We start from the raw sequence: 14,884 nt of genomic DNA on the forward strand, positions 1-14,884 counted from the left end.
TGAATGTGCGGCCGCCTTCGCGAGCAGGCTCGCTCCCACAGGGGATGTGTGTTGGTCAATAACACCCGACCCGGTACTAAGGAACTAGCAATCTCAGCACTGCGGGCAATTGTTGCAAGGGCGGCGGCGCCCAAGAATCTGCACCAGACCGGGAAAATTTCCCGGGTATAACAATAACCGCAGAGGCAGCCGTCATGACCCAACCCGCACGTCGCCAACCCTTCGTCTTGAGCCTGTTGCTCAGTGCCATGCTGTTGTCCGGCACCGCATTGGCCGCCGTCACCGACCAGGACATTCTCCAGGACCCCAAGAACCCGGAGCAGGTCGTCACCAACGGTCTGGGCGTCCAGGGTCAACGCTACAGCCCGCTCGACACCCTCAACGTCAACAACGTGAAAGACTTGCGGCCGGTCTGGGCCTTCTCCTTCGGCGGTGAAAAACAACGCGGTCAGCAAGCGCAACCGATGATCAAGGACGGCGTTATGTACATGACCGGCTCCTATTCGCGGGTGTTTGCGGTGGATGCGCGCACCGGCAAGAAACTCTGGCAATACGATGCGCGCCTGCCCGATGACATCCGCCCATGCTGTGACGTGATCAACCGGGGCGTGGCGCTGTATGGCGACCTGGTGATTTTCGGCACCCTCGACGCCAAGCTCGTGGCCCTGAACAAAGACACCGGCAAAGTGGTGTGGAGCAAGAAAGTCGCCGACCACAAGGAAGGTTATTCGATCAGCGCCGCGCCGCTGGTGATCAACGGCAAACTGATTACCGGCGTGGCCGGTGGCGAGTTCGGCGTGGTGGGCAAGATCGAAGCCTACGACCCGAAAAACGGTGATCTGTTGTGGACCCGACCCACCGTCGAGGGCCACATGGGCTACGTCTACAAGGACGGCAAAGCAGTAGAGAACGGCATCTCCGGTGGCGAAGCAGGCAAGACCTGGCCCGGCGATCTGTGGAAAACCGGCGGCGCTGCCCCTTGGCTCGGCGGCTACTACGACCCGGAAACCAATCTGCTGCTGTTCGGCACCGGCAACCCGGCGCCGTGGAACTCGCACCTGCGTCCTGGCGACAACCTTTATTCGTCGTCACGCCTGGCGCTGAACCCGGACGACGGCACCATCAAATGGCATTTCCAGAGCACGCCCCACGACGGCTGGGACTATGACGGCGTGAACGAACTGGTGTCGTTCAACTACAGCGAAGGCGGCAAAGAAATCAAAGCCGCCGCGACTGCGGACCGTAACGGCTTCTTCTATGTGCTGGACCGCACCAACGGCAAATTCATTCGCGGCTTCCCCTTCGTCGACAAGATCACCTGGGCCACAGGCCTCGATAAACAAGGCCGGCCGATCTACAACGAAGCCAGCCGTCCGGGCGCTCCGGGCACCGAAGCCAAGGGCAGTTCGGTGTTCGTCGCCCCGGCGTTCCTCGGCGCGAAAAACTGGATGCCGATGGCCTACAACAAGGACACCGGGTTGTTCTACGTACCGTCCAACGAGTGGGGCATGGACATCTGGAACGAAGGCATCGCCTACAAGAAAGGCGCGGCGTTCCTCGGTGCCGGTTTCACCATCAAACCCTTGAACGAAGACTACATCGGCGTGCTGCGCGCCATCGACCCGAAAACCGGCAAGGAAGTCTGGCGTCACAAGAACTTCGCGCCGCTGTGGGGCGGGGTGCTGACCACTAAAGGCAACCTGGTGTTCACCGGCACGCCGGAAGGTTTCCTCCAGGCATTCAATGCCAAGACCGGCGAGAAAGTCTGGGAATTCCAGACTGGCTCCGGCGTACTTGGCTCGCCCGTGACTTGGGAAATGGACGGCGAGCAGTACGTCTCGGTGCTGTCCGGTTGGGGCGGTGCTGTTCCGCTGTGGGGCGGTGAAGTGGCCAAGCGCGTGAAGGACTTCAACCAGGGCGGCATGCTCTGGACCTTCAAGTTGCCGAAAGACCTGGTGGCCAAGCACTAACTCCAACCGTAAAACCTGTGGGAGCGAGCCTGCTCGCGATGGGGCCAGTACATTCAACAATGGCGTCAACTGTCAGACCGCTATCGCGAGCAGGCTCACTCCTACAGGGGAATGCGTGAAACCTACTACCAAATAACGAGAGCCCCCCCTGCCAACGGCGCATTCGTCTGGCACGCGGGGCTCTCTACTATCGGTTCATCGCCTGTTTGCCCGACAGGCATCGACCCAGACAGAGGCCCATCATGATCTACGCACAACCCGGAACACCCGGCGCCGTCGTTTCCTTCAAACCGCGCTACGGCAACTTCATCGGCGGCGAGTTCGTCGCACCGGTCAATGGCGAGTACTTCACCAACACCTCGCCGGTAACCGGTGAAGTGATCGCCGAGTTCCCGCGCTCCAGCGCCGCCGACATCGAAAGGGCGCTCGACGCCGCCCACGCCGCTGCCGATGCCTGGGGCAAAACCTCGGCCCAGGACCGCTCGCTGGTGCTGCTGAAAATCGCCGATCGTATCGAACAAAACCTCGAAATCCTTGCCGTCACCGAAACCTGGGACAACGGCAAGGCCGTGCGCGAAACCCTCAACGCCGACGTGCCGCTGGCCGCCGACCACTTCCGTTACTTCGCCGGTTGCATCCGTGCACAGGAAGGCGGCGCCGCCGAAATCAACGAGCTGACCACCGCCTATCATTTTCACGAGCCATTGGGCGTGGTCGGGCAGATCATCCCGTGGAATTTCCCGCTGCTGATGGCCGCGTGGAAACTCGCCCCGGCCCTGGCGGCCGGCAACTGCATCGTGCTCAAGCCTGCCGAGCAGACACCGCTGTCGATCATGGTCTTCGCCGAACTGATCGCCGACTTGCTGCCGGCTGGCGTGTTGAACATCGTGCAAGGTTTCGGTCGCGAAGCCGGTGAGGCACTGGCCACCAGCAAGCGCATCGCCAAGATCGCCTTCACCGGCTCCACTCCGGTGGGCGCGCACATCATGCATTGCGCTGCCGAGAACATTATTCCGAGCACCGTCGAACTGGGCGGCAAGTCGCCGAACATCTTCTTCGAAGACATCATGAACGCCGAGCCACAGTTCATCGAGAAAGCCGCCGAAGGCCTGGTGCTCGCCTTCTTCAACCAGGGCGAAGTCTGCACATGCCCGTCGCGTGCGCTGGTGCAAGAGTCGATCTACGAACCGTTCATGGCCGAGGTGATGAAGAAGATCGTCAAGATCAAACGCGGTAACCCGCTGGACACCGACACCATGGTCGGCGCCCAGGCGTCCGAGCAGCAATACGACAAGATTCTCTCGTACCTGAAAATTGCCCAGGAGGAGGGCGCCGAGCTGCTCACCGGCGGCGCGGCGGAACGGCTTGAAGGCGACTTGTCGAGCGGCTATTACATCCAGCCGACCCTGCTCAAAGGCCACAATAAGATGCGCGTGTTCCAGGAAGAAATCTTCGGCCCGGTGGTGGGCATCACCACGTTCAAGGACGAAGCCGAAGCCTTGGCGATTGCCAACGACAGCGAGTTCGGCCTCGGTGCCGGTCTGTGGACCCGCGACATCAACCGCGCGTACCGCATGGGCCGGGCGATCAAGGCCGGGCGCGTCTGGACCAACTGCTACCACCTGTACCCGGCGCATGCCGCGTTCGGTGGCTACAAGAAATCCGGTGTCGGCCGTGAGAACCACAAGATGATGCTCGACCATTATCAGCAGACCAAAAACCTGCTGGTGAGCTACGACATCAATCCGCTGGGGTTCTTCTAACCCCCGCAAAATCACCACAATCCTCCTGTGGGAGCGAGCCTGCTCGCGATGGCGGCGTGACAGTCAACATCAATGTTGAATGTAATGGCCTCATCGCGAGCAGGCTCGCTCCCACATTGGGTTTTTGTGTGCCTGACGACCGCGCCATACCCCCTACCAACGCACCCCACAACCTCCTTCGAAAGTAGCATTCGGGCGCCTGCCGCCCCGTGCATTAATGGCTCTACCGGAATCGTCCGGCACAAGAAGAGGAATGACCCATGTGGACTAAACCCGCGTTTACCGATCTGCGCATTGGCTTCGAAGTGACGATGTATTTCGCCAACCGCTGATCGTCCACCCGGCCAGCCGCTGCGTTGGCCGGGCCTGCCTTCTGGAGCATCGCCCATGCACATTCGCGTTCTCGGTTCCGCCGCTGGCGGTGGTTTTCCGCAGTGGAACTGCAACTGTCGCCAGTGCGCCGGTATGCGCGATGGCAGCCTGCGCGCGCAACGTCGCACGCAATCTTCCATTGCCCTGAGCGACAACGGTGTGGACTGGGTGCTGTGCAACGCCTCCCCGGATATCCGCGCGCAACTCGAGAGTTTCGCGCCGCTGCAACCGGCACGCCGTTTGCGCGACACGGCCATTGCCGGCGTGGTCCTGATGGACAGCCAGATCGACCATTGCACCGGCCTGTTGAGCCTGCGCGAAGGCTGCCCGCATTCGGTGTGGTGCACCGAGCGGGTTCATGAAGACCTGAGCAGCGGCTTTCCATTGTTCACCATGCTCAAGCACTGGAATGGCGGTTTGCAGTGGCAACCGATCGGACTCGACCGCCAGCCGTTCAGCATCGCGGCCTGCGAACAGTTGCAGTTTCGAGCCATTCCGCTGGTCAGCAATGCTCCGCCGTATTCACCGAATCGGGGCAACCCACAGCCAGGCGACACCATTGGCTTGTTTATCGAAGACCGGCGCACGGGCGCTTCGTTGTTCTATGCGCCGGGCCTCGGGCAAATCGATGACGAGGTGTTGAGCTGGATGCAGCGTGCCGATTGCCTGTTGCTGGATGGCACGTTGTGGCGCGATGACGAAATGCGCGTCTGTGAAGTCGGCCAGAGCCTGGGCAGCGAGATGGGGCATCTGCCGCAGAGTGGGGCAGGCGGGATGCTGGAGGTGTTGGAGGGTTTTACTCGTCAGCGCAAGGTGCTGATCCACATTAACAACACCAACCCGATCCTCGACGAAGACTCGGCTGAGCGGGCGTTGCTGGAGCGGCGGGGGATCGAGGTGGCTTATGACGGCATGGGCATTGTGCTGTAGCGGATGACGCCTTCGCGGGCAAGCCTCGCTCCTACAGAGGTATCGCAAACTTCTGTAGGAGCGAGGCTTGCCCGCGAAGGCGCCAGACCAGACACCGCAAATCCTCCAGGAGACCTGCAATGACTGATACAGCGATGAACCCCACCGAATTCGAACAGGCCCTGCGCGCCAAAGGCGCGTACTACCACATCCATCACCCGTTCCACCAAGCCATGTACGCCGGTCGCGCCAGTCGCGAGCAGATTCAAGGCTGGGTCGCCAACCGCTTCTACTACCAGATCAACATTCCGCTCAAGGACGCCGCCATCCTCGCCAACTGCCCGGACCGCGACGTGCGTCGCGAGTGGCTGCAACGGATTCTCGACCACGACGGCGTGCCTGGCAGCGAAGGCGGTATCGAAGCCTGGCTGCGCCTCGGTGAAGCGGTGGGCCTGGATCGTGAGCAGATTCTGTCCCAGGAGCTGGTATTGCCCGGTGTACGTTTCGCCGTGGACGCCTACGTCAATTTCGCCCGGCGCGCCTGCTGGCAGGAAGCGGCCAGCAGCTCGCTGACCGAGCTGTTCGCCCCGCAGATCCACCAGTCGCGGCTGGACGCCTGGCCAGCGCATTACCCGTGGATCGACGTCGCCGGTTACGACTATTTTCGCACACGCTTGAGTCAGGCGCGGCGCGATGTCGAGCACGGTTTGCGTATTACTCTGGCGCACTACGTCACCGTCGAAGCCCAGCAGCGCATGCTGGAAATCCTCCAGTTCAAGCTCGACGTGTTGTGGAGCATGCTCGACGCCATGAGCATGGCCTATGAGCTGGAACGCCCGCCGTATCACACGGTGACCACCGAGAAAGTCTGGCACCGAGGGATCGACCTGTGAGTCTGATTAACCGCGAAAAATCACCGTCCTTAAGGCAGGGTTTTCGCTTGCAGTGGGAACCTCGTCAGGACTGCCACGTGCTGCTGTACCCCGAAGGCATGATCAAACTCAACGCCAGTGCCGGGCAGATTCTCGACCTGCTGGACGGTCAACGCAGTGTGGCGGCGATCATTGATTTGCTCTCCGCGAGTTTTCCCGGTGTGCCGGGGATCGACGAGGATGTGCTGGCGTTTCTGGAGGTGGCCCATGCTCAATTCTGGATCGAATGATGCGCCGCCGGGGCCACCGCTGTGGCTGCTGGCGGAGCTGACTTATCGCTGCCCGTTGCAATGCCCCTATTGCTCAAATCCACTGGATTTCGCCCAGCAAGGCGCAGAGCTGAGCACTGACGAATGGATTCGCGTGTTCCGCGAAGCGCGTGCGATGGGCGCTGCGCAACTGGGGTTTTCCGGCGGTGAGCCGTTGGTGCGCCAGGACCTGGCGGAGCTGATAAAAGCCGCACGGGACATGGGTTACTACACCAACCTGATCACCTCGGGCATCGGCCTGACCGAGCAGAAAGTCCATGATTTCAAGGTCGCCGGGCTCGACCATATCCAGATCAGCTTCCAGGCGGCCGACGAAGCGGTCAACAACATGCTCGCCGGTTCGCGCAAGGCGTTCGCGCAGAAGCTCGCCATGGCCCGTGCGGTGAAAGCCCAGGGTTATCCGATGGTGCTGAATTTCGTCACCCATCGGCACAACATCGACCGCATAGACCGCATCATCGACTTGTGCCTGGAGCTGGAAGCGGATTTTGTCGAGCTCGCCACGTGTCAGTTTTATGGGTGGGCCGAGCTCAATCGCGTGGGCCTGTTGCCGACCCGCGAGCAATTGCAGCGCGCCGAACGCATCACCAATGAATATCGCGAACGGCTTGAGGCGCAGGGGCATCCGTGCAAGTTGATCTTCGTCACCCCGGATTACTACGAAGAACGCCCCAAGACCTGCATGAACGGCTGGGCCAATCTGTTTCTCGACATCACCCCGGACGGCACGGCGTTGCCCTGTCATAGCGCCCGGCAATTGCCGGTGACATTCCCCAATGTGCGCGAACACAGCATCGAGCACATCTGGAACGACTCCTTCGGTTTCAACCGCTTCCGTGGCGACGACTGGATGAAGGAGCCGTGCCGCTCCTGCGATGAAAAACACAAGGACCTGGGAGGTTGCCGCTGCCAGGCGTTCATGCTGACTGGCGATGCCGCCAATGCCGACCCGGTGTGCAGCAAGTCACCGCACCATGGCGTGATCCTCAAGGCTCGCGAGGAGGCCGAAGCGCCGGGGCAGGGCATGGAGCACCTGACCTTGCGCAATGAGAAGGCTTCCCGCTTGATCTATCGCGGATAACCCACCCAACACACAACCCCTGTAGGAGCCGGCTTGCTGGCGATGGCGGCCGCACTGGCGACGCATAACTCGCGGGCCTCATCGCCAGCAAGCCGGCTCCTACAGGGAATCTGACTACCCATTGGTCTGATTGCATTCACAGCCGGATGGGTTAGTGTGGTTCTTACCTTCCAAAACAATAAAAACAGGCTTTCCAATGAGCCAGAGTCTCAGCCAGCTGCGTAAATTCGTTTCGCCTGAAATCATCTTCGGTGCCGGTTGCCGGCACAACGTCGGCAACTATGCCAAGACCTTTGGCGCGCGCAAGGTCCTGGTGGTCAGCGACCCCGGCGTCATTGCCGCCGGGTGGGTTGCCGATGTCGAGGCCAGCCTGCAGGCCCAGGGCATCGATTACTTTTTGTATAGCGACGTTTCGCCCAACCCGCGTGTCGAGGAAGTCATGCTCGGTGCCGAGTTGTACCGGGAAAACCACTGCGACGTGATCGTCGCCGTTGGTGGCGGCAGCCCGATGGACTGCGGCAAGGGCATCGGCATTGTCGTCGCTCACGGGCGCAGCATTCTCGAGTTCGAAGGGGTGGACACCATCAGCGTGCCCAGCCCGCCACTGATCCTGATCCCGACCACCGCCGGCACCTCGGCGGACGTCTCGCAATTCGTGATCATCTCCAACCAGCAAGAACGCATGAAATTCTCCATCGTCAGTAAAGCGGTGGTGCCGGACGTGTCGCTGATCGACCCGGAAACCACCCTGAGCATGGACCCGTTCCTGTCGGCCTGTACCGGCATCGACGCGTTGGTGCATGCCATCGAAGCCTTCGTTTCTACGGGGCACGGGCCACTGACCGACCCCCACGCGCTGGAAGCCATGCGCCTGATCAACGGCAACCTGGTGCAGATGATCGCCAACCCGACGGACATCGCCCTGCGCGAGAAAATCATGCTCGGCAGCATGCAGGCCGGGCTGGCGTTCTCCAACGCGATCCTCGGCGCGGTGCACGCCATGTCTCACAGCCTCGGTGGCTTCCTCGATTTGCCCCATGGCCTGTGCAACGCGGTGTTGGTGGAGCACGTGGTGGCCTTCAATTACAGCTCTGCGCCGGAACGCTTCAAGGTGATTGCCGAGACGTTCGGCATCGATTGCCGTGGCCTCAATCACCGGCAAATTTGCGGGCGGCTGGTTGAACATCTGATCGCGTTGAAACACGCCATCGGCTTCCACGAAACCCTTGGCTTGCACGGCGTCAGCACGGCGGACATCCCGTTCCTGTCGCAACATGCCATGCACGATCCGTGCATCCTGACCAACCCGCGTGAATCCAGTCAGCGTGATGTCGAGGTCGTCTATGGCGAAGCCCTCTGACGAGCAACAGGCGGCGCTGGCCGGCTTGCTCGGATTGGGCAGCCATTCGGCGCGCAAGAGCCATTACCCGGAACTGGCCGCCCGCCTGGAAGACCTGGAAACCGAGCGCAATCGCTACAAGTGGTTGTTCGAGCACGCGGTCTACGGGATTTTCCAGGCCAGCCTCGACGGCGGCATGCGGGCAGCCAACACGGCGCTGGCACGCATGCTCGGCTATCAGGACCCGCAAGACGTGATGTTTTCCAAGGCAGACCTGGCCAGCCAGCTGTTCGTCGGCGGTGAGCAGGAGCTGGAAAACATCGGCGAGATCCTTCGGCATCAAGGCAGCCTGCATGGCTATGAAACCCAGTTGCGCCGCCAGGACGGCAGCAGCGTCGATGTGCTGATGAACCTGTTGCTCAGGCCCGATAAGGAACAACTGGTGGAGGGATTTGTCGCCGACATCACCGAGCGCAAACAGGCCCAGCAACGGTTGCAACAGCTCAATGACGAACTGGAGCAACGCGTCACCGCGCGCACCGACGAATTGCTTGAAGCCAACCGCAACCTGCAGCAACAGATCACCCAGCGTAAACAGATCGCCGAAGCCTTGCGCGATGCCCGTGATGCCGCCGAGGCCGCCAATCGCAGCAAGGACAAATATCTCGCCGCCGCCAGTCATGACCTGCTGCAACCGCTCAACGCCGCGCGTTTGCTGATTTCGACCTTGCGCGAGCGCAAACTGCCGGACGTCGAACAGGTACTGGTCGAACGCACGCATCAGGCCCTGGAGGGGGCGGAGGATTTACTCACCGATTTGCTGGACATCTCCCGGCTCGATCAAGCGGCGGTCAAACCGGATGTCGCGTTGTACCGCCTCGATGAATTGCTCGGGCCGCTGGTGTCGGAATTCCAGTCAGTGGCCGACGCGGCCGGGCTGCGCTTGCGCGTGCACATGGGCGATTACGCCATTCGCACCGACCTGCGCCTGATGACGCGCATCCTGCGCAATTTCCTCAGCAACGCCTGTCGCTATACCGACGAGGGCAGCATCCTGCTCGGGGCCCGGCGTCGCGGTGACAGGCTGCGTCTGGAAGTCTGGGACACCGGGCGCGGGATCCCGGCGGATCGCCTCGACTCGATCTTCCTTGAGTTCAATCAACTGGACGTCGGCCGTGCCGCCGACCGCAAAGGTGTGGGGCTGGGGTTGGCGATCGTCGAGCGCATCGCCAAGATTCTCGACTACCGGGTCCAGGTGCATTCGCTGCCGGGACGCGGCTCGATGTTCAGCATTGAGGTGCCGATTTCCCGTGAGGTTCCGTTACCCATCAGCCTCGCGGCGCCCCAGCCGGGCACGGGCAATCCGCTGCCGGGCCGGCGTTTGCTGGTGCTGGACAACGAGGTCAGCATTCTGCAAAGCATGAGCGCGCTGCTGGGGCAATGGGGCTGCGAAGTGGTCACCGCCACCGACGAAGCCTCGGCGCTGGCCGCGTTGCAGGGCCACGCGCCGGAGCTGATTCTGGCGGATTACCACCTCGATCATGGGGTGGTGGGGTGTGAGGTGGTCCGGCATTTGCGCGAGCATTTCAGCCAGACAATTCCGGCGGTGATCATCACCGCCGACCGCACCGATCAGTGCCGCCGCTCCTTGCAGCGACTGGATGCGCCGTTGCTGAACAAACCGGTGAAACCCGGCAAGTTGCGTGCGGTGCTGAGTCAGCTGTTGGGGTAGGCGCGGTATTGCAGGCTGAAACCCAGCTCGGCGGATTGACCTTGTTCCAGCAATACCAGCCCCGGCCGACCGGGCAAGTGGTGCGCATTGACCGGATGGCTCACCGGTTCGATGCAGAAAAACCCCAGGTCCACCGGGCAGTAGAGCAGGAAGTAATCGCTGCCGCTGGCCTGGCATTCCAGTTCATAACCGAGGTCGGGTTGCTGGATCAGGCAATGGCCATCCCATTGGCAGAAACCGTTGTCGACCAGCGTGTCGGGCAAGGCCTTGAGCTGGCGAAAATCCCACTCGGCAGGCAAAGGACCGAGTCGGGTCGGCAGTTTCGAGGCGTCGCACCACCACACCTGCTCAGCCTTTGCCTGCAACCGAGTGCCGGCGGTACGCGGCAGGTACGGATGCAGCCCCAAACCATGCCACGCGGCGCGCTCGGCCAGATGCGTGACGTGCAACCCGATGCTCAGTTTGCCCTGGCTCAAATGAAAACGCTGCCGGGCGCGATAGGCGAACGGCCTGATGCTGTCGAGTTGCAGGACGACTTCATCACGGGTCTGCGAAACCACCTGCCACGGTTGTTGCCAGGCGCTGCCGTGAATCGGCAGGGGATCGGTGAGGCTGTTTGGCTCGAGCGCGAGCCAGCCGTCCGGGCGATCGAAACCACCGTCGGAAATGCGGTTGGACCATGGCGCCAGCGGAAAACAGCCGAGCTTGCCCGGCAGACCGGTGTTCAGCGCGTGCGCGTCACTGTGGCGCAACAGCGGCTGCCCCGAACTGTTGACGGTCCAGTTGACGATGCTGCCACCGGTTTCGGGGGCGAGGGTGAGGTGGGTGAATTCGTCTTCGAGTTCGAGCAGTGTTGGCGTCATGGTGACCTGCGAAATCTATGAATGCGTGGACTATCCGTAGGAGCCAGGCTTGCCGGCGAAGGCGTCCTTGAGATCGCCTTCGCCGGCAAGCCTGGCTCCTACAGGTACAGCGTTGTCTGGCGAATTCGATCAGTGGCTGAAAAGGGGTTCCGGCAAACCTTTTACCCCAGGATCAAGGGCGAACACACCGCCCGCCAGTGACTGTTCGTCATGGTCGTCGCCGGGGCGGATCGAGGTCACGAACAGGGTGTCCAGTCGACTGCCGCCGAAGGCGCACATGGTCGGCTTTTTCACCGGTACGGTGAGGGAGCGGTCCAGGCGTCCGTCGGGGGTGAAACGGTGAATCAGCCCGGCATCGTTGGCGCAAATCCAATAGCAGCCTTCGGCATCCACGGCAGCGCCATCGGGGCGACCGCAGAAGTGATTCATGTCGACGAACAGCCGGCGGTTTGTCGGCGTGCCGCTGTCGATGTCGTAATCGAAGGCCCAGATTTGCTGGGCCGAGGGATGCGAGTCAGACAGGTACATCGTGCGCCCGTCCGGGCTGAAACCCAGGCCGTTGGGGACGATGAATCCTGAAAGTAGCGCGTCGAGCGGCCCGCGCTGGCCGTCGGCGTAGCGATACAGCGCACCGTCGGCCGCGTTGGCGCCCATGTTCAACACCATGCTGCCGGCCCAGAAACGCCCCTGACGGTCGCAGCGACCATCGTTGAGGCGCATGTCGGTGCGCGGGTGATCGACGTGGGCCAGCAACTCACTGTCGAGGCTGCCGTCATTGTGCGGCTGGAGGCGGAAGAATCCGCTTTCCATCCCGCCGACCCAGCTGCCATCGCGGTGACGCGCGATGCAGGCGAGCATCTCCGGCGCCGTCCAGGCCTCGACATGCCCGGTTTCGGCGCTCCAGCGTTGCAGGCCCCCGGCGGGAATATCGACCCAGTACAGGGCGTTTTCTTCCGGGAGCCAGACCGGGCTTTCACCGACCGTGTTGCGGGCATCGACAATCAATTCGGCTTGCATGGCAACTCATTCCCTGGGTTTTTGTTGTGGGGATCAAGTGAACAGCGCTGACTCAATCGCCGAACGGACCGGACGCGACAAACGCGCCACCCTGGTAAACCATCGCCGGGTCATCAGCGGCCGGCATCGGCTGGGCGTCGATTTTTGCACGGAACACTTCAGAGGTGTCCTGCGGTGCATAACCCAGCGCGGTGGCGTAGCGGTTGTCCCACCAGAGATTTTTGTTGTCGGAAGCGCCATAGACCACGGTGTGGCCGACGTTCGGCGCGTACAGGGAACGTTCGATCAGTTGGGTCAGGTCGCCGAAGCTCAGCCAGGTGCTCATCATTCGGCGGTTTAGCGGTTCCGGGAACGAGGAGCCGATACGGATGCTGACGGTCTCGATGCCGTAGCGATCGAAGTAGAAGCTGGCCATGTCTTCGCCATAGGACTTGGACAAACCGTAGTAGCTGTCCGGGCGGCGAGGGGATCGGCCGTCAATCACTTCATCCTGTTTGTAGAAACCGATGACGTGGTTGGAACTGGCGAAAATCACCCGCTTGACGCCATGACGGCGCGCCGCTTCGTAGATGTGGAACACACCGCAGATGTTGGCGCCGAGGATGTCTTCGAACGAATGCTCTGTCGACACGCCGCCGAAGTGCAGGATCGCGTCCACGCCTTCGACCAGGTGATGCACGGCTTGCTTGTCCGCGAGGTCGCAGGTCACGACTTCTTCGCGGTCATCAATGGCGGGGGCGATGTCGGCGATGTCCGACAGGCGAATGACCTTGGCGTAAGGGCGCAGGCGTTCGCGCAGCACTTTACCGAGGCCACCGGCGGCACCGGTCAGCAGCAGGCGATTGAAAGGGGCTTGGGAAGTGGTGGTCATGGAAGTTCCTGGGCGCGAAATTATTGTTGTTGAATTCGTTGTAGGTTGTCGTACGACTGTGCCGAAGTATCGTTAGGGTTTCCGGGTCTTGTCAACGCAACTTTGGTTGAAAATGACGGAGGGTTAACCACTACCCCTGTAGGAGCCGGCTTGCCGGCGATGGACGTTAACGATCACGCGTAATAACTGGATATACGCGTCGCCCTTGGGTTCATCGCCAGCAAGCTGGCTCCTACAGGGTATGGATCAGCCGGGCAGCGTATTACAACAACGAAATCGGGTAGTTGATGATAATGCGGTTTTCATCGAACTCGTTGTTGCTGAAGTCTTTGCGAATGCTCGCGTTGCGCCATTTGACGTTGAGGTTCTTCAGCACGCCGCTCTGTATGGTGTAGGCCAGTTCCGATTCGCGGCCCCATTCCTTGCCGTCGGTGATTGCGCCGGTGTGCACGTTATCGCCGCTGATGTAGCGGTTCATCATCGTCAGGCCGGGAATGCCCAGGGCGACGAAGTTGTAGTCATGACGCAGTTGCCAGGATTTTTCCCTGGCGTTGTCGTAGCTGGAGTTGTAGCTGTCGTTGGCCAGGGTGCCGCCACTGGTGCCGTTGACGCGCATCCAGGCATTGTCGCCGGTGAGCTTTTGCAGGCCGACGTAAAAGGTGTTGCCGCCGTATTTGGCAGACAGCATGGCGAACGTGGTTTTGTTGTCCAGGTCACCGGCCAGGGCACTGCCATCTTCCTTGCCGTTGAAGAAGCCGAGGTTGGCGCCGAGGGTCCAGTCGCCGATGGGTTGGCTGTGGCTCAGGTTGAAATACTGCTGCTGATAAATGTCGCTGAGTTCTGCGTACCAGACGCCGACCTGCGTGCGCTTCTCGTTGAACAGGTATTCACCACCACCGAAGTTGAAACGGTCCGAGGTGAACGCCGCTTTGCCGTTCATGGACATGTCTTCCATGCTCGCATCGTTGCGCGGGCTGTTCTGCCGGAACTGGCCGCCGTAGAGCGTCAGGCCGCTGATCTCGGTAGAGGTCACCTGGCCACCGCGGAAGGTTTGCGGCAGGGAGCGGCCGTCATCCGAACGCAGGATCGGCAGTATCGGCATCCATTCGCCGACCTTCAATTCGGTTTTCGAGATTTTGCCTTTGAGCGCCACCCCCATCCGGCCGAAGTTGTCGGCAGGGCGACCGTCATCGTGGATCGGCAGCAGTTGTGTACCGCCGGTGCCTTTGCCGCCATCGAGCTTTTGCGAGTACAGGCCCAGCACATCCACACCAAAACCGACCGGGCCTGGGGTGAATCCTGACTTGGCGTCGAGGATGAAGTTTTGCGTCCACTCTTCGGCCTTGCCTTGTGGGTAGGTCGGGTTGGTGAAGTTGCGGTTGATGTAGAAGTTGCGCAGGTTCAGCGTGGCCTTGGCGTCATCGACGAAACCTTCGGCGTGGCCGATCACAGGCATGGCGAGTACGGCCAGGCTGCTGCAACCGATCAGGCTCAGGGTATGCCGGCGTGCGAAGACAGGGCGAGAAGTGCGGATGGAGGAATTGCGGGCGAGTTTGCTCACTGTGACGTTCCCTGGGTATTTGTTGTTTTTATTTTTGTTATACGTCGTCGTACAACATCGGGGCGATTATTTGCGAGTGTTTCAGGGGATGTCAATCAGAAGTTATACGATGACTCGAATGGCCCCACACGATCCTTGTAGGAGCCGGCTTGCTGGCGATCCAGGCACCGCGGTGTATCAGGAAGACCGCGTCGCCTGGATCGCC

At 61.2% G+C, this 14,884-nt stretch carries 13 protein-coding genes; 9 read left to right on the plus strand and 4 right to left on the minus strand.

Translation table 11 applies throughout. The annotated features are described in order from the left end of the window. The first annotated feature begins 194 nt into the window (after positions 1-194). From IB246_RS27280 to IB246_RS27320, 9 genes are all read left to right on the plus strand, one after another. Positions 195-1,970, plus strand: a complete 1,776-nt coding sequence (locus IB246_RS27280) for a PQQ-dependent methanol/ethanol family dehydrogenase (RefSeq protein ID WP_008024869.1) — start codon at positions 195-197, stop codon at positions 1,968-1,970. 242 nt (positions 1,971-2,212) lie between these two features. Next, positions 2,213-3,733 carry an aldehyde dehydrogenase family protein gene (locus IB246_RS27285; protein ID WP_008024867.1) on the plus strand — a complete coding sequence of 507 codons (1,521 nt, stop codon included), beginning with the start codon at positions 2,213-2,215 and terminating at the stop codon, positions 3,731-3,733. A gap of 260 nt (positions 3,734-3,993) precedes the next feature. Further along, positions 3,994-4,065 carry a pyrroloquinoline quinone precursor peptide PqqA gene (pqqA, locus tag IB246_RS27290; protein ID WP_003253598.1) on the plus strand — a complete coding sequence of 24 codons (72 nt, stop codon included), beginning with the start codon at positions 3,994-3,996 and terminating at the stop codon, positions 4,063-4,065. A 55-nt stretch (positions 4,066-4,120) separates the two neighbouring features. After that, positions 4,121-5,035 (plus strand): pyrroloquinoline quinone biosynthesis protein PqqB, encoded by a 915-nt coding sequence (gene pqqB / locus IB246_RS27295; protein ID WP_008036758.1) that lies wholly within the window; start codon positions 4,121-4,123, stop codon positions 5,033-5,035. Positions 5,036-5,154: 119 nt separating this feature from the next. Beyond that, entirely contained in the window at positions 5,155-5,907 is a 753-nt protein-coding gene (gene pqqC / locus IB246_RS27300) for a pyrroloquinoline-quinone synthase PqqC (RefSeq protein WP_008036760.1), read from the plus strand. Beyond that, entirely contained in the window at positions 5,904-6,176 is a 273-nt protein-coding gene (gene pqqD / locus IB246_RS27305) for a pyrroloquinoline quinone biosynthesis peptide chaperone PqqD (RefSeq protein WP_008036762.1), read from the plus strand. Before pqqC ends, pqqD begins: the two co-directional genes overlap by 4 nt. Then, the gene (gene pqqE, locus IB246_RS27310) at positions 6,154-7,296 is read left to right on the plus strand and encodes a pyrroloquinoline quinone biosynthesis protein PqqE (protein WP_008036765.1); all 1,143 of its coding nucleotides are present in this window, start codon (positions 6,154-6,156) and stop codon (positions 7,294-7,296) included. Before pqqD ends, pqqE begins: the two co-directional genes overlap by 23 nt. A gap of 196 nt (positions 7,297-7,492) precedes the next feature. Then, positions 7,493-8,656, plus strand: coding sequence for an alcohol dehydrogenase-like regulatory protein ErcA (ercA, locus tag IB246_RS27315; protein ID WP_008024858.1), 1,164 nt, complete (start codon positions 7,493-7,495; stop codon positions 8,654-8,656). After that, entirely contained in the window at positions 8,640-10,367 is a 1,728-nt protein-coding gene (locus IB246_RS27320; RefSeq protein WP_008036767.1) for a NahK/ErcS family hybrid sensor histidine kinase/response regulator, read from the plus strand. Before ercA ends, IB246_RS27320 begins: the two co-directional genes overlap by 17 nt. Here the strand turns inward: IB246_RS27320 and IB246_RS27325 are convergent. The 4 genes from IB246_RS27325 to IB246_RS27340 form a co-directional block, all read right to left on the minus strand. Beyond that, a complete protein-coding gene (locus IB246_RS27325) occupies positions 10,352-11,230 on the minus strand; it encodes an aldose 1-epimerase (RefSeq protein ID WP_008036769.1) in 879 nt (292 codons plus the stop codon). The two genes, IB246_RS27320 and IB246_RS27325, sit on opposite strands and share 16 nt — an antisense overlap. 129 nt (positions 11,231-11,359) lie before the next feature. Then, positions 11,360-12,247 carry an SMP-30/gluconolactonase/LRE family protein gene (locus IB246_RS27330; protein WP_008036771.1) on the minus strand — a complete coding sequence of 296 codons (888 nt, stop codon included), beginning with the start codon at positions 12,245-12,247 and terminating at the stop codon, positions 11,360-11,362. A 52-nt stretch (positions 12,248-12,299) separates the two neighbouring features. Then, complete coding sequence (locus tag IB246_RS27335) at positions 12,300-13,118, minus strand: NAD-dependent epimerase/dehydratase family protein (RefSeq protein ID WP_008024848.1); 819 nt, start codon at positions 13,116-13,118, stop codon at positions 12,300-12,302. 262 nt (positions 13,119-13,380) lie between these two features. Continuing rightward, positions 13,381-14,679 carry an OprD family porin gene (locus IB246_RS27340; RefSeq protein ID WP_008024846.1) on the minus strand — a complete coding sequence of 433 codons (1,299 nt, stop codon included), beginning with the start codon at positions 14,677-14,679 and terminating at the stop codon, positions 13,381-13,383. Positions 14,680-14,884: the final 205 nt, after the last annotated feature.

Origin of the sequence: Pseudomonas sp. PDM01 (assembly GCF_014852325.1) — a bacterium.
Classification (GTDB): domain Bacteria; phylum Pseudomonadota; class Gammaproteobacteria; order Pseudomonadales; family Pseudomonadaceae; genus Aquipseudomonas; species Aquipseudomonas migulae.